General features: G+C 35.9%; 13 protein-coding genes. 8 read left to right on the top strand and 5 right to left on the bottom strand.

The genetic code is table 11. The features are described from left to right. Window positions 1-48: 48 nt before the first annotated feature. From GILLI_RS00285 to GILLI_RS00270, 4 genes are all read left to right on the top strand, one after another. Window positions 49-1,323 carry a beta-ketoacyl-[acyl-carrier-protein] synthase family protein gene (locus GILLI_RS00285; protein WP_006987109.1) on the top strand — a complete coding sequence of 425 codons (1,275 nt, stop codon included), beginning with the start codon at window positions 49-51 and terminating at the stop codon, window positions 1,321-1,323. Between the two features lie 49 nt (window positions 1,324-1,372). Next, the gene (locus GILLI_RS00280; RefSeq protein ID WP_006987108.1) at window positions 1,373-1,621 is read left to right on the top strand and encodes an acyl carrier protein; all 249 of its coding nucleotides are present in this window, start codon (window positions 1,373-1,375) and stop codon (window positions 1,619-1,621) included. A gap of 2 nt (window positions 1,622-1,623) precedes the next feature. Further along, entirely contained in the window at window positions 1,624-2,199 is a 576-nt protein-coding gene (locus GILLI_RS17550; protein WP_006987107.1) for a 4'-phosphopantetheinyl transferase family protein, read from the top strand. 86 nt (window positions 2,200-2,285) lie between these two features. After that, entirely contained in the window at window positions 2,286-3,005 is a 720-nt protein-coding gene (locus tag GILLI_RS00270) for a hypothetical protein (protein ID WP_006987106.1), read from the top strand. A 215-nt stretch (window positions 3,006-3,220) separates the two neighbouring features. Here the strand turns inward: GILLI_RS00270 and GILLI_RS00265 are convergent, their stop codons facing one another. After that, window positions 3,221-3,754 (bottom strand): hypothetical protein, encoded by a 534-nt coding sequence (locus GILLI_RS00265; RefSeq protein WP_006987105.1) that lies wholly within the window; start codon window positions 3,752-3,754, stop codon window positions 3,221-3,223. A 337-nt stretch (window positions 3,755-4,091) separates the two neighbouring features. Next, on the bottom strand, window positions 4,092-4,391 hold the full coding sequence (locus GILLI_RS00260; protein ID WP_006987104.1) for an HPF/RaiA family ribosome-associated protein: 300 nt from the start codon (window positions 4,389-4,391) through the stop codon (window positions 4,092-4,094). Between the two features lie 268 nt (window positions 4,392-4,659). Here GILLI_RS00260 and GILLI_RS00255 point away from each other — a divergent pair, with 268 nt between their 5' ends. Beyond that, window positions 4,660-5,028 carry a hypothetical protein gene (locus tag GILLI_RS00255; RefSeq protein ID WP_006987103.1) on the top strand — a complete coding sequence of 123 codons (369 nt, stop codon included), beginning with the start codon at window positions 4,660-4,662 and terminating at the stop codon, window positions 5,026-5,028. A gap of 198 nt (window positions 5,029-5,226) precedes the next feature. Here the strand turns inward: GILLI_RS00255 and GILLI_RS00250 are convergent, their stop codons facing one another. Continuing rightward, the gene (locus GILLI_RS00250) at window positions 5,227-7,527 is read right to left on the bottom strand and encodes a transglycosylase domain-containing protein (RefSeq protein WP_006987102.1); all 2,301 of its coding nucleotides are present in this window, start codon (window positions 7,525-7,527) and stop codon (window positions 5,227-5,229) included. A gap of 1,354 nt (window positions 7,528-8,881) precedes the next feature. Between GILLI_RS00250 and GILLI_RS00240 the strand changes: the two genes are divergently transcribed. Continuing rightward, window positions 8,882-9,751, top strand: a complete 870-nt coding sequence (locus GILLI_RS00240) for an SdiA-regulated domain-containing protein (RefSeq protein WP_156798601.1) — start codon at window positions 8,882-8,884, stop codon at window positions 9,749-9,751. A 57-nt stretch (window positions 9,752-9,808) separates the two neighbouring features. Beyond that, a complete protein-coding gene (locus tag GILLI_RS00235) occupies window positions 9,809-10,462 on the top strand; it encodes a TVP38/TMEM64 family protein (RefSeq protein ID WP_006987097.1) in 654 nt (217 codons plus the stop codon). A 46-nt stretch (window positions 10,463-10,508) separates the two neighbouring features. On the opposite strand, the gene GILLI_RS00230 is transcribed toward GILLI_RS00235, so the two are convergent. Further along, window positions 10,509-11,798, bottom strand: a complete 1,290-nt coding sequence (locus tag GILLI_RS00230) for a dipeptidase (RefSeq protein WP_040506253.1) — start codon at window positions 11,796-11,798, stop codon at window positions 10,509-10,511. A gap of 256 nt (window positions 11,799-12,054) precedes the next feature. Here GILLI_RS00230 and priA point away from each other — a divergent pair, with 256 nt between their 5' ends. Continuing rightward, window positions 12,055-14,508, top strand: coding sequence for a replication restart helicase PriA (gene priA, locus GILLI_RS00225; protein WP_006987095.1), 2,454 nt, complete (start codon window positions 12,055-12,057; stop codon window positions 14,506-14,508). A 68-nt stretch (window positions 14,509-14,576) separates the two neighbouring features. On the opposite strand, the gene GILLI_RS00220 is transcribed toward priA, so the two are convergent. Then, window positions 14,577-15,287, bottom strand: coding sequence for a LytR/AlgR family response regulator transcription factor (locus GILLI_RS00220; protein WP_040506251.1), 711 nt, complete (start codon window positions 15,285-15,287; stop codon window positions 14,577-14,579). Window positions 15,288-15,356 lie beyond the last annotated feature (69 nt).

Here is a 15,356-nt window from a genome sequence, read left to right as displayed (position 1 = left end):
GTATAAAGACAAGAAGTTAATAGTTTTTTTTACTCGAAAGAATACTGAATGAAGAATCGTGTCGTGATTACAGGGATGGGTGTTGTTGCTCCAAATGGTGTTGGTTTAGAGGAATTTGAAACAGCCATTCGAAATGGGCAAAGCGGTATAGAATTCTATCAGGAATTGGCCGATCTCAATTTTTCCTGCCAGATAGGAGGGAAGCCTAAAATATCTTCAGAAAAATTAAAAAATTACTTTACCGACCTTCAATTACGCGGACTAAATAGCAGCGGAATTATTTACGGAGTAATTGCCGGAACAGATGCCTGGGCAGATGCAGGCTTGTCTAAGGCGGATGAGGAAGCGCCAGATTGGGATAGCGGAATTATATTTGGTACCGGAATCCTTGGAGTAGATAAATTTAGGGAGGCTATCCATTTAATAGATGCCGGAAAAACCCGAAGACTTGGAAGTACCAGCGTTATTCAAACCATGGCAAGTGGAATAAGTGCCTATTTAGGTGGAATTTTAGGTTGTGGAAATCAGGTGACAACGAATTCCTCTGCCTGCACAACAGGGACGGAAGCTCTTTTGATGGGATTTGAACGTATTCAGGCAGGGAAAGCAAAAAGGATGTTGGTAGGAAGTTGTAGCGATCATGGCCCTTATGTATGGGGAGGTTTTGATGCGATGCGAATATTACCCGGAAATTATAATGATACTCCTCAAGAAGCGCCGGGGCCTTTGAGTGCCTTGGCAGCAGGATTTATCCCCGGCAGTGGTGCAGGAGCGCTCCTGCTGGAGGATTATGCCTCGGCCAAGGAGCGTGGTGCCAGGATCTACGCAGAAGTAATGGGAGGGGAAGTGAACAGCGGTGGACAAAGAGGCGGTGGCAGTATGACTGCTGCAAATAGCCAAGCAGTGCAGCGATGTATTAAAGGCGCAATAGAAAATTCTGGTATTTCAGCAAATGAGATCGATGCGATTAATGGTCATTTAACAGGAACTTCCAGAGACCCCGTCGAAATAGAAAACTGGATTCTGGGTCTGGATCGAAAAAAAGAAAATTTTCCTTATATTAATTCCCTTAAAGGTTTGATGGGACATTGTTTAAGCGCTTCGGGAAGTATTGAATGTGTTGCATCCGTCCTGCAGTTGTATAAAAATTTTATTTTCGGAAATGTAAATTGTGAAAAACTTCATCCTGAAATAAGTACCTTAATAGCTTCAGAAAAAATTCCCCGTAAAACAATTGAAATTCCCTTGAATATAATCGCTAAGGCAAGCTTTGGTTTTGGGGATGTTAACGGGATTGTGATTTTTAAAAAAATAACAGAATAAGGACTTATACCTTCTTAGAACCAATCAACTAATTAATCTATTAAATAATATGCCGGAAAAAGAGATACTTGAAAAATTAAAAGCAATTGTTACGCCTTATGTACAGAATAAGGAGGGCCTTGAGAATTTTAATGAAAACACCGATTTTTTAAATGATCTAAAGATAAATTCTGCAAATCTTGTGGATGTGGTGCTGGATGTGGAAGATGAATTTAATATTGAGATCGATACAGAATCTATGAATGGAATGCTAACTGCAGGCGATGCTAAAAATATAATTCTGGAAAAAATAAAGTAAAAATGATAGGCAATGATATCATTGATCTCAAGCTTACATTAGGCAAAAACACCTGGAAACGAACAGGATTCCTAAACAAGCTATTTTCTCAAGAAGAACAGGATTTTATTTTAAGATCGAGCGATCCCGAACTCACTGTATGGTTGCTATGGGCTATGAAGGAATCTGCTTATAAAGCACATCAGCGAAGGTTGGAGCTCCCCAGAAAATTCAATCCAAAAGCTTTTAGATGCGAGATCACGGGAGATAAAATCACTTCTGTTACCGGGAAAGTGAGTATCGAGAAAAATTCATACCTCACCAAAGCTTCAATTTCTCAAGAGTATATCTATTGTTTTGCAACATTAGAAAATTCTACGAATTTCGTTCAAAAAATTTATCTTAAACCGACAGATCTCAAATTGGAACTTATTAATGAAGTTTCCCGACTACAAAATCTTCCGAAGCAAAAAATTTCCATAAAAAAATCAGGTCAATTTATTCCCTTTCTAAATTTCGAAAATCAAAAATTATTTTGTAATTTTTCGATGACACATCATGGGCTCTTTTCGGCATTTATTTTGGAGTTAAGGAACTAATAAATTCCAGTTAAACAATATTAATTCATCTTGCCGGAATACCTTCCCTTCGTAAATTTAACTATAAAATAAAACCTATTAGCATTATGAAGACAGTAGATAAAATGGAAATTTTAAATAGCCAATCCGCAGAGTTTATTCAAAAAGGAGAGACCGGGAAATTTTTAAGACTTATTCCGGATACTTTTATTATAAAAGGTGCAGAGACCGAAAAGGGGTTCCATCAGGGATATGCCATTCGTCATTTAAATCTCAAAGATATTATTTTGATTGATGTAGTAGAAGAGGATACAAAGGATGCGGTAAAAAATCTTGTAAAAGAAGGATATAACATAAATGCTATTTTTCTCTCCAATTCCGATGTGTATAAAAGAGCGTATGCAGATCTAAAAACAATTTCCGAAGATGCCGGAGGTGCTCAAATATTTATACATCCAAGAACTACTATTAAGGATACTTTTAAAACTAAAGATATTACCCAAAAGAATGATATCCATAAAACTTTTAAATTAAAGATCAATGATCTTCCTGGAAATGGAGGCGGATCTGTTTTGATTTTTTGTGAATTTAATGATGGGATGTTATTCACTGGTGCAGATGCGGAGGGTTCTCTATATGATAGTGCTGAAAACACCTTTACTCGTCCTGCCCTTCAGAGCAAAAATGACGAATTTGGTCTGGCAGAAAGTTGGGGAGCTTATGCTGAAGAGTTCATTTATTTGTTCCCATTAAAGGGACAACCAGCTTTTAACCTTGAAGATGGCCAACGTTTGGATATTCTAAATAAATTAAGCCGCATTCAGTAATTAAAGTATTTAATCATTCGTGGTCTTAAAACCTTGAGTAAATTTCTTTTGTTATTTTTATCAATTTAATATAAAAGGGACTATTTCTAAAGTGTTTTTCACGTCATTCCCATTTTAATAGTAGATTTTGGTTTACCTAAGTGCTATTTATTTTCGATTGACGAGGAAAAATTATTTTTCAAATAGTCTTTTTTACTTTCTATAAACAGATTAGATTATTCCTCTATGGATTCTTCTATTTTTAATTCCGCCTCATTACAATCTTGTTCTTCCTCTTTATCGTGAATTATATTTCGAATGTTTTGGTAAATCATGGTTATTACTGCAATAAATCCACCTGCTAAAACAGATGCTACCGCAAGAATTGAGTAATAGATTATAAAATACTCTGAATAGGAGAATATTTTTGTTTCTGTAAAGGGGATATTGGGTAATAAAAGAACGATAATAGAAGTTATTATTAATAAGGTAGCAAGTCGTGCAATATTTAAAAGCTCGTTATAATATTTTTGTCTTAAATGATTTATTTTTAGCACTTTTATGCTTAAAAGGTGAAGTAACATAACCAGAATGTAGATGGAACCCAAAATGATGATATAGCATAGCGTGATTATTCCAGAGGATGAAGTAGCAAGCAATTCCCATGCCTGAAAGCCAGAGATCTCTCCAAATATATACGTGGAAAAGCCCATAGCGATTGCAAAGATTATCCCCCCCAATAAAGGTCTCCTAAAACTAAATCGTATCATACTCCTGCTTTCAAAAAAAATACTGAATCGTCACTATTTCACTTGAAATTACGAAATTTAAAATTTTTATTCGTCCAACTTATTGTTAAAAGCATATATTAAAAAAAAAGCAGGTATTTAAACTCCTTTGTTACTTTGTGGTCTATTGGTTTTCATCAATGAGCAAATGGGACTTTTGTAAGCTATTTATAAAATTTGACAGGTCTAAATATCTTATTTATAAAGTGTGCTATGGAACAGCGCTCTTTATTTCAGTTCCACGTTTTGATTAGTTGAAAAAAAAATGCCCTTCAGAATTTTTTCTGAAAGGCATTATATTAAATGTTATTTATAAAATTTAATAGGTCTTCATTTGCCCTTTTTTCTTGGACAGTTGTTTTTCAAGATCGCGAATTGTTTCGGCCCCTGCAGCTTCAAAAGACTCTTCATTCGACTCAGCAAAGATTAGCGGTCCTGGAACGCTCAGTTTCATGTTGCAAATAAAACCTTTTGGGTCCTGTCCATCTTGTTTCTTAAAATAAACCTGCGCTTTAACTATCCAGTCATATTTATTTTCTAGTTTATCTAATTTCTCTGATATAAACTGCTCTAGACGTTCACTTCTTTCGAGATGAACAAATTGAAATAATGCTTCCATACTTTTAATTTTATTTTAAGGCAATAAACCTTATTTTCCTTCAATTTACAAATAATTCGGGCACCTTATGGAAAATTTATGATAGTAATCACTCAACATTTATTTCTGTTTATTGAATTCCCCAAGAAAAAAAATAATTATAAAATTCACGTTTCGGTTTTATTTTATTTTTAACATTTTTAACATTTTTCATTATTTAATTAACGTTTTTTGAATAGAGGTATGTTTAGAAATTAATATAGTTTATTTTTGTTTTTTAATATTTAGTATGATATCTCAATCTAGTGATCACTATAATTTTCAATTCTTCCATAATTATGTTATAGTGGAAGCTAAAGAAAACGTCGAAGTGGATAATAAAATCGTGGAACAAAATTTAAGAATTGTTTTCAATCATTTTGATGGCAAGGATTTTACTTTGATAAGCCACAGAAAAAACAGGTATACCGTTAAAGAAAATGCTTATAACAGTAAACTTTTGAAAAAGGTACGCGCATTGGCAATTGTTTCTGAAGATAGTCTTGTGAGAGAAAAGGCCATTGCAGAACAGACGCATTTTGATCAATCTTTTGCTTTTTTTGATAATCTGGAGGATGCAACAGGATGGGCGGAGAGTGTTTTCCCAGCCAGAGTCTAGCCTTTCACAAAAAAAAGGATTAGTAAAGTTAGTATTTCCTTGTAATCTCAATGCATTTCCTGCTTAAGATTTTCTATTGCTATAAAACCTTCGTCGCTTCTGGATGAATTTTTTTTTAAACCAAGATGCGTTCAAAAATATTAATAAATTTCAGTTAAATTTAATTTCAAGTTTGACGAAGAATTAATTCTATCCCCTTCAGTTCTTATCTTTTTTACCAAACAAACGTTTAAAAAGGCCTTTTTTCTGCTTGCTTTTATCCTCTTCTGCCCGTTCCTTTTTATCGGGATTTGAAAATAAGCGTTTAAAAAATCCATCCCTGGTTTTAGATTCACAATCCATTATTTCAAGAACTTCAGCTGAAGGAGTCTTAAAACTTGTAGCTGTTATATCATCAAATGTGTTGTCCGCATTTAATCTTTGCATAAAATGTGCAAAAACAGGCAGGGCGGAGTTAGCTCCCTGCCCAATACCGGTATTCCTGAACCCTATCCTGTGATCATCAGAGCCTACCCAGGTGACAGTTACCAGCTTTGGAAGGATTCCAACAAACCAACCATCCTTGTTGGATTGTGTGGTTCCGGTTTTTCCTACGATATCATTTTTTAATCCGTACGTGCTTCGAAGCCTTTGAGCCGTTCCTTCATTTACTGTGGCTTTCATCATATCAATCATGATCTCCCTGTTAACTTCTGAAAAAGCAGGAGTCTTTGCTACCTCAGGTTTAAACGCAGCTAAAAGATTTCCTTCCCCGTCTTCTATCTTATGAATATAATAAGGAGTACTTGGTTTTCCACCATTTACATAGCTAGTATAGGCCTTTGCGAGTTCCTTCAAACTTAATTCTGCAGTTCCTAGTGCTATGGATGGAACTTTAGGCAACTGGGTTTCTATTCCCATTTTTTGGGCCTGGCTAATCACATTTGAAATCCCTGTTTCCATAAGGACTTTTACTGCAATGGTATTAATAGATTGGCTAAGGGCGGTTTTCAAATTATAATTCATATAAGGATCATCTCCAAAAGATCCAGAGTTGGACGGTGTCCATCCATCCTCATAGGTCACCTCACCCACAGAAAAATAGGAGCAGGGTTCTATTCCACTTTCCAGCGCTGCGGTGTAAACAATAGGCTTAAAGGTAGAACCCACCTGGCGTTTACTTTGTGAAACATGGTCATATTTAAAATACTCGTAATTTACGCCTCCAACCCAGGCTTTTACGGCACCGGTTGAAGGTTCAACAGCCAGAAATCCGGCATTCAAAAACTTTAAATAATGTTTTATACTGTCCAGGGAACTCGCATTTCTAACTTCAATCTTTTTATAATTAAACAGTTCCATTTCACGGTTTTCCTCATCCAGCCTTTTAAGGATTTCATCATCGGACAAGCCTTGATTATTGAGTTTCTTATAAACCGCGGTGCGTTTTACCGCATCTAAGATCACCTCTTTGTTTTTCTCCCACGGCGCATTTTTTCCGTAAGATTTTTCATGAGCTTGTTGCAATGTATTTAAATGTTCCTGCACAGCCTCTTCAGCATATTCCTGCATTTTATAATCCAGTGAGGTATGTATGATCAAGCCATCACGGTAAATATTAAAGGTTTCTCCATTCTTATTTTTTAAAGTATCCAGAATAGAAGTCACATCCTTGCGAAGTTGTTCCCTAAAATAGGGTGCAAGGCCCTGATCATGACTGTAAAAATGATAATCCAGCACCAAATCTTTTTGCTTAGCCTGCTGCATCTTTTCCTCGGTTAAATACCCATATTTTTCCATTTGTACCAGGACTACATCTCTACGCAACCTACTTCTTTCAGGAAATATTCTGGGATTAAAATAATGAGATGCTTTTAACATTCCAACCAGTACAGCAGCTTCTTCCAGGGAAAGTTCACGGGTATGCTTATCAAAAAATTTCATGGACGCACTCTCTATTCCGAAGGTATTATCGCTAAATGGAACAGTATTAAGGTATAGAAGAAGTATTTCGTTTTTAGTATAGATATCCTCCAGCCGTTGGGCGATGATGGATTCCTGTAATTTATTTACAACGATTCCAAAATAGCCGTAATTCTTTCTGCCATATAAATTCTTGGCGAGTTGCAAGGTAAGAGTGCTACCACCGCCTGAAGATTTATCCTGAAGTAAAATGGATTTAAAGAAAACCCTAAACAAACTTCTGCTATCTATACCGCCATGTTCAAAAAAGCGCGCATCTTCTGTTGCTACTAAAGCATTTATAAGGTGTTCAGGTAATTGATCAAAGTTTATCGGCTGCCTGTCAAAAATGTAATATTTCCCAATCAGCTCCCCATTAGAAGCTAAAATTTGCGTGGCTTCATTCTGTTTTAGCTCACTTAATTCTTTGGAAGAAGGTATCGTTCCAAAAAGGCCAAAATAAATACTTCCATAAAACAAGAAAATTAGCGCAAGTAAACCCGCACCAATGCCAATGGTCCACTTTAATTTGGGGGATTTTTTTATTCGTTCTATCATAATGAGGTAATAATGCCTGCAAGTAAAGGAATACTGCTAAAATTATATTACCTGGTTTTGTTAAATTTAAGATAGATACATCGATTAGAAAACCTGTAAAATTCTATTTCTACCAGGTTGAAGTATAAATGAATGATTAAGAAGGCTATTCTTTCAAAAAGAATAGCCGGAAACCCTTTAGGTTCACGGCTATTCGATTAAAAATAAATCCATAATTAATATCTTATTGGGGGTTAATTTTTATAGCTAATGATTTGAATTATGTTTTAATAATCCGCATCATCAAATTAATTAAGAATGATAGTTCTAAGTATGCTATCCTGATTTTCAAGCCAGGTTCCTCTTCGTGTCTGCTTAATATTTTGAAAGTGTCTTCTTTCGCCTAAGCTCCCTTTCTGGTAAATTTTGAATGCTTTAGTTCTCATGATTTAAAAATGTATGGTTAAAATTCGTAACGTCTACTGTTGTGCCAGTTTCCCCTGCTAACTCTTGTGTTTAGGAAATTTCTTTTGATTATTGATTTCCCCTCTTTTCCGATTGTTCTTTCTAAATTTGACATGATCTTAATTTTTTTTGATTAAAATTCGTAACGTCTACTGCTGTACCAGTTTCCCCTGCTACTTCTTGTGTTTAGGAAATTTCTTTTAATTATTGATTTCCCCTCTTTTCCGGTTGTTCTTTCTAAAATTGCCATGATCTTAATTTTTAAGGTTTGATTAAAATTCGTAACGTCTCCTGTTGAACCAGGTGCCTCTTTTACTTTGATTCGTGTTTAGGAAATTTCTTCTGATAGTTGATTTTCCTTCCTTTCCGATTGTGCTTTCTAAAGTTGCCATGATTTATTGTTTTTAAGTTATACTTAATAGACTTCGAAAAGATACTTTTGTTACAGTACTATGTATAAAATAGTAGTATTTAACAAATCATTAACTATTGCGGGTTAGCTTATTGAGAATCAATTGGATGGAATAGGAGGAGGTTTGTAATTCGTAATAAACCTGTGAATTCTGAAATTTACTGATTAGAAAACACTGTTGTCCGATAAAGTTTTTCTGACTTGATGGAATATGAATGATGAAGGGCAATTTGGATGTTTTTCCTTTTTCAAACCTTGCTTTAGAAAAAATGAACATTTAGTTTCATTATTTAAAAACCTTACTTAAAGAACATTGATATTCAGTAGGTTGTATTTAGTCTTTTTTCTTTATTCTTGCAGCGAAGCGATCTTTACTCTTTTACCGGACAATACTGATTAGAAAATAATAAAACAGATTTTTTAGATTTGTTAATTATTTATTAATCTTAAAATATTAAACCTGAAAATTGAAGTGATTCTTGGATATAGATATGATATTTGAAAAAAATTCATTGGATTGTGCATAAGGTAGCTTTATTAATAGCATTTGGAGTTTTAATCCTTGTAGGATTTATTTATTTTAGTTCTGAAAGATTTTTCCCAGAGAAGTCATCCCAGGGTGCTCAGTCAGTTGAAATTATTAACCAATGGGATCTACCCGATATTTTGGTAGAAGTTTCCGGGATCTCATATATGGAGAATGGTAAAATTGCCTGTGTCCAGGACGAAGATGGATTTATTTTTATTTATAACCTTGAAAGTGCATCCGTTGAGCGAAAAATAGAATTTGCCGGTCACGGGGATTACGAAGGGATTGCCTTGGTTGGCACCACAGCGTATGTTCTAAGAAGTGACGGAACCTTGTTTGAAGTAAAGAATTTTGAAAATAATCTCTTGAAAACCAATGAGTATTCTTTTGATTTTCCATCAAATTATGACTTCGAAGGCTTAGGATATGACCAAAAGAAGAACCGTTTACTATTAGGATTTAAGAGTAAAACAGAGGATGATTTTAAGTCCATTTATGCCTTTGATCTGGACACCAAAAAAATGAAGGATCAACCTGTTTACAAAATTTATTTTAACGATCCTGTTTTTGACATACTGGATATGAAACCATCTAATAAAATGCTTCAGCCCTCAGAGATCTCCATCAATCCCGATAATGGTAAAATTTATATCCTGGAAGGTATAAATCCAAAGCTTCTAATTCTGGATTCAACCGGGATTCCTGAAAAATTACATGTTTTCAAAAAGAAACAATTCAGGCAGGCGGAGGGTCTTACATTTGGTCCTACCGGAGAGTTATTCATTTCCAATGAGGGTAATGGAAACAGTGGAAATATTCTTCATATTTCCCTGAATTAGCAAGTTAAGATGAATAAAAGTAATAGATCAAGTTCGGTAAAACAAAGTAAAGCCCCATTGACTATTTCTATAATAATAATAGCAGGATTAATTCTGGCTTACTTTTTCATTCCCGAATTTCAGCGTTTTTTAAATGAAGCGTGGAACGTCTTAACCAGTAATGATGAAAAGCGAATAAAACCCTGGGTAGATGAGTTCGGGTGGCTGGGACCTTTGGTAATCATTTTAGCGATGATCCTTCAAATGTTTTTATTGGTACTACCATCTTTAGCTTTAATGGTAGTATCAATTCTCGCCTATGGACCAATTTGGGGAAGCTTGATCATTCTTTTGGCTATTTTCTTGGCATCTTCAGTGGGGTATTCTATTGGGCGGTATTTTGGACCAGTGATCGTCCAGAAACTTATCGGAAATAAAACTGAGAAAAGGATTGGAGATTTTCTTGATGACTATGGTTTTTGGGCAGTAATTATTACGAGATTCAATCCAATATTATCCAATGATGCCATTAGTTTTGTTGCCGGGGTTTTGAAAATGAATTATTGGCGATTTATTGGGGCTACCATGGCTGGAATATCTCCCCTCATCCTTTTTATAGCTGTATTAGGAGAGAGTACCGATGGCCTTAAAACGGGATTACTTTGGGGGTCTATACTAAGTTTGATACTATTTATTGGGTATGTATGGTGGGATAGAAACAGGAGGAAATAGAAAACAGGCCTGCAGGACCTGTTTTCATTGTAATAAATAGTAACGGTTAAGATTTCTGAAAGTTCTTTGCAACGGCTTCAACTTCATCCATAACTCTTAGAAGATTTCCGCCCCAAAGTTTTTCTATGTCTTCTTCAGAATAGCCTCTTTTAACCAATTCTACGGTAACATTCATGGTTTCAGAAGCATCATTCCAGCCTTCAATTCCGCCACCACCATCAAAATCGGAGCTTATTCCAACGTGCTCAATTCCTATAAGAGCTACCATATAATCGATATGATCAACAAAATCTTCAACATTTACAGGTGAGATCTTCTTTTTTAATTCCTCAACTTTGGGTGCAGCCGCTAGACTCACTTTTCTTAGATCCTCATAATACGCCGTACGTTCGTCATTGTTCAAAGTACGAACGCTGTCTCTCTCCAGAATAGCAATTCCCATATTTGCTCCTTCAGCTTTATATAATTCTCTTTGGGCATCATTGAAAGCATTATGTTTTTCTGTATTTACATAGGCACTGAAAGCAACCGTTTGTACCACTCCGCCATGTTCCTTAAATAAAAGTAAGAGTTCATCATCCAGATTCCTGCTGTGGTTGCATAACGCACGTGCAGAGGAATGTGAAGCGATTAACGGAGCTTTTGAAAGTTCAAACATTTGCTTTATAGCCTCTTTGGAAGGATGGGATACATCTATCATCATCCCCACACGATTCATCTCTTTTACCGCTTCTTTCCCTAGATCACTTAAGCCATTGTGCAGCCATACATCGTCCGTTTCTCCTGTATTGGAGTCGCTTAATTGACTATGGCCATTATGGGAAAGGGACATATAACGGGCACCAAGATCATAGAATTCTTTGATTTTGCTTAGATCTTCCCCTACAGGATATGCATTTTCTACGCCTATCATCCCTACAAGTTTCCCTTTATTTACCACATTTCGAACCTCCTTAGAAGTTGTTGCCAATTCTATTTTATTTGGAGCGATTTCATTTACAAGTTTATTTATGGCGTCAAATTTTGAAATGGCATTTTCGTAGGCTATCTTATAACCTTCAGGAGTAAGTTCATCCTGACCGGTATAAACTATAAACCAGGCAACATCAAGTCCGCCGGCTTTCATTTTAGGTAAATTCACCTGGGTATTCAAATCCATGGTGTAATTTTGCGAATCGGTGAAATTGTTCACATTGATATCGGCGTGGGTATCTATGGTTATTACTTTTTCATGAATTGATTTTGCTTTGGATAGCAGTTCAGGATCCTGCTGAGGTTGAGAAAAAACCACATTTCCGGCGAAAAGTGTTATTAGGCCAAGGACTTTCATTTGCATAGGTTTAGATTGAAATTAATAATGATTTCAAATTTAAAGATAATAAATTCTAATTACAGCATTTTGCAAATACATTCTAATTGGGAGCATTTTTTATACTTGTATTTAATAGTTTAGGTTTCAAGTCAAAATAATCTGCAATTCTTTTTTATTTTTTAAAAGTGAAGATGACATCACTTTTAAACCATTTTTTAGGGAGGTTTATTTATTTGGTACAAAAAGAAGCTTAAATTTGTTTTAACAAGAACCCCTTTTGATGAGTTTTTATATTAACGTTATCCTTCCTCTTCCTTTAGAAAAACAGTTTACCTATGAAGTGAGTCCGGAAGAGGCAAATTTTTTGAAAGCAGGAATGCGGGTTGCCGTTCCTTTTGGGAAATCAAAGATTTATACGGGGATTGTTGCAGGTGTTCATGAAAATGCACCCGAAAGGTATGAAGCAAAGCCTATAGAGCAAATTCTGGATGAATTTCCCATTGTAACCGCACATCAGCTTAAATTTTGGAACTGGTTGGCCGGGTATTATATGTGTGCTGAAGGAGAAGTTTTAAAAGCTGCACTTCCCAGTGGCTTTTTGTTGGAAAGTGAGACCCTGGTTCAGTTATCACCGGATCAGGAAATTGATGAAGCTGACTTAACCGATGAAGAATACCTTATTTATGAAGCGCTTCTAAAACAATCCTCCTTAAAGATCCAGGAAATCATGCAACTGCTGGATAAGAAAACCGTGTTACCGGTAATAAATAAGTTGGTATCAAAAAACCTGGTGGTGGTCAATCAGGAACTATTTGAACAATACAAGCCTAAATTAATTCGCTATGTGAAATTGAATCAAAAGTTTGATTCAGAAGTTGAAATGCATCTACTTTTAGATGATCTTAGCAATGCACCCAAGCAAAGGGACGTTATCTTAACCTGGTTCCAGCTTCAGTCGCAAAGCAAAAAGCCATTACAGTTAAAAGTGCTTTCCAAAGCAAGCGGAGCTTCTTCTGCCACAATTAAAGCCCTTATAGAAAAAGGGATTCTTTCAGAATATTTTTTAAAAACGGACAGGGTGAAATTTGATATTGAGGAATCAAATCAGTTTTTAACCCTAAATGAATGGCAGGAAGCAGCATTTAAAGAGATCAATATAAACCTTGACCGTGGGGAAGTTTGTTTGCTTCATGGAGTAACTTCTTCCGGGAAAACGGAGATTTATATAAAATTGATAGAAACCGTTCTTTCCAATGGGGGGCAGGTTTTATATTTACTGCCCGAGATAGCACTTACTTCTCAGTTGGTTCAAAGGCTTCAGGCATATTTTGGAGAACAGGTGTTGGTATATCACAGCAAATATTCTGTAAATGAACGAATGGAGATCTATAATCACGTACTTCGGTCAAGTGAAAAGGCTAAAGTAATATTGGGAGCGCGATCTTCGGTGTTTCTTCCTTTTCAGAAATTAGGATTGATCGTTGTAGATGAGGAGCATGAGTCTTCTTTCAAGCAGTATGATCCGGCCCCTCGCTATAATGCGAGAGATGCGGCGGTGGTTCTGGCAAATTTTCACAAGGCTAAAGTTTTATTAGGCTCGGCAACGCCTTCGCTGGAATCCTACTATAACTCAACTCATAATAAATATAGTAGGGTATCGCTTAACAGGAGATTTGGAGATGTCCTGATGCCTGAAATTGAGATTGTGGATATCAAGGAGAAATACCGTAAAAAGCAAATGACCGGGCATTTTTCAGATAGATTACTGGAGGAAATAAAAGCAACACTGAAGGAAGGAGAGCAAGTAATTCTTTTTCAGAACAGAAGGGGGTATTCTCCAATTCTGGAATGCACTACCTGTGGTCATTCCCCACAATGTCCTAATTGTGATGTGAGTTTAACTTTTCATAACAACAGTAAACAGTTACGTTGTCACTATTGCGGATATCATATTGCGATGCAAAAAAAATGTATGGCCTGTGACAGTCCGGATCTTACCACAAAAGGATTTGGGACAGAACAAATTGAAACAGAATTGAAGGCGCTGCTGCCAGAGGCAAAAATAGGTAGAATGGACCTGGATACAACCCGGGGCAAGCACGGGCACCAAAAAATAATCACCGCCTTTGAACAGGAAACTATCGACATTCTGGTAGGTACACAAATGCTTACCAAGGGGCTGGATTTTCGAAATGTAAGATTGGTGGGGATTTTAAATGCCGATAATCTTCTTAATTTTCCAGATTTCAGGGCACATGAACGTAGTTTTCAATTAATGCTTCAGGTGGCGGGAAGAGCCGGCCGTACCCAGAAAAGGGGGAAAGTGTTAATACAAACCTACAATCCGCATCATAAAATAATACAGCAGGTTTCTGTAAATGATTATGAAGGAATGTACAAAGAGCAGCTGGATGAACGCCATAATTACAAATATCCTCCATATTATAAACTGATTAAATTAACTTTAAAATCCAGAGATTATTCCAAAACAAATGATGCCGCCGATTGGGTAGCTCGTGCTTTGGGAAATGTTTTCAGTGAAAATGTTTTAGGGCCTGAATTCCCTCCGGTAGCCCGTATACGGAATGAGTATTATAAAAATATACTTATCAAGATCCCACCGCAGCAATCTCTTGGGAAAACAAAAGGGTATATAAGTAAAATACTAACCAGTTTTAGGTCCATAGGAGCCTGGAGGAGTGTACGGGTAATAATAAATGTGGATCCTTATTAAACAAGGATTTTATGGTTGGAACTATCAGTAAAATGTAGGGATATTTCTGAAGGAGTAGGAGGGTAGTCTTATTGCATTGCAGATAAAGCCTCGATAAGATCGATTTTTTTATGTCGGCTTAACGGAATTTTTTGCTTATCGATCTCGATATTTTTGCTGTTATAGCGTTCTACTTTTTCTAAATTGACAATGTAGGATTTGTGGATACGTAAAAACTTGTCATTGGGTAATTGTTTCTCAAAGGATTTCATCGTAGAAAGTACAACAAAGGTGTCCTTTTCTGTTACGAATTTCACATAATCCCCAAGAGCTTCTATATACTTAAGTTTGTTCAAAAAAACTTTTCGGTTTTTTAAATTGCTCTTCACAAAAATAAAATTCTCATCCTCTAATGGAACCCCATTGGTCTTTAATTGATAAAGATTGAGCGCTTTTGCAACGGCATTGTTAAACCGTTCTCTATTAACAGGTTTGTGGATATAGTCTATCGCATCATAATCAAAGGCTTTAAAGGCATATTTGGTTTTTCCGGTAACAAAGATTATTTGAGGTTTGTTGGGGAGATCATCCAACAGATCAAAACCGGATAAAATAGGCATTTCGATGTCAAGAAAGATAAGATCTACTTCCGTGTCCAGTAAACCGTTTTTGGTTTCAATGGCATTGGTGTACTCGGCGACTAATTTTAGGTTGGGGTGATCCTTTATCAATTTGACAATCGATAAGCGCTGCAGGCTCGAATCGTCAACAACAGCACAGTTAAGTAAAATTTCTTCCACAGTTAATAGGTTAAGTCTTAACAATATTAATCATAAAATTTTATTAATACAAGATAAAACTTGTTTTCA

This window comes from Gillisia limnaea DSM 15749, assembly GCF_000243235.1.
GTDB lineage: Bacteria > Bacteroidota > Bacteroidia > Flavobacteriales > Flavobacteriaceae > Gillisia > Gillisia limnaea.
This window is presented reverse-complemented; position numbering and strand designations above follow the sequence as displayed.

What these genes read in the sequence shown, in the direction of transcription:
- GILLI_RS00285 (WP_006987109.1), top strand. Translation starts at nt 49, where the DNA reads ATGAAGAATCGTGTCGTGATTACAGGGATGGGTGTTGTTGCTCCAAAT.
- GILLI_RS00280 (WP_006987108.1), top strand. Translation starts at nt 1,373, where the DNA reads ATGCCGGAAAAAGAGATACTTGAAAAATTAAAAGCAATTGTTACGCCT.
- GILLI_RS17550 (WP_006987107.1), top strand. Translation starts at nt 1,624, where the DNA reads ATGATAGGCAATGATATCATTGATCTCAAGCTTACATTAGGCAAAAAC.
- GILLI_RS00270 (WP_006987106.1), top strand. Translation starts at nt 2,286, where the DNA reads ATGAAGACAGTAGATAAAATGGAAATTTTAAATAGCCAATCCGCAGAG.
- GILLI_RS00265 (WP_006987105.1), bottom strand. Translation starts at nt 3,754, where the DNA reads ATGATACGATTTAGTTTTAGGAGACCTTTATTGGGGGGGATAATCTTT.
- GILLI_RS00260 (WP_006987104.1), bottom strand. Translation starts at nt 4,391, where the DNA reads ATGGAAGCATTATTTCAATTTGTTCATCTCGAAAGAAGTGAACGTCTA.
- GILLI_RS00255 (WP_006987103.1), top strand. Translation starts at nt 4,660, where the DNA reads ATGATATCTCAATCTAGTGATCACTATAATTTTCAATTCTTCCATAAT.
- GILLI_RS00250 (WP_006987102.1), bottom strand. Translation starts at nt 7,527, where the DNA reads ATGATAGAACGAATAAAAAAATCCCCCAAATTAAAGTGGACCATTGGC.
- GILLI_RS00230 (WP_040506253.1), bottom strand. Translation starts at nt 11,798, where the DNA reads ATGCAAATGAAAGTCCTTGGCCTAATAACACTTTTCGCCGGAAATGTG.
- priA (WP_006987095.1), top strand. Translation starts at nt 12,055, where the DNA reads ATGAGTTTTTATATTAACGTTATCCTTCCTCTTCCTTTAGAAAAACAG.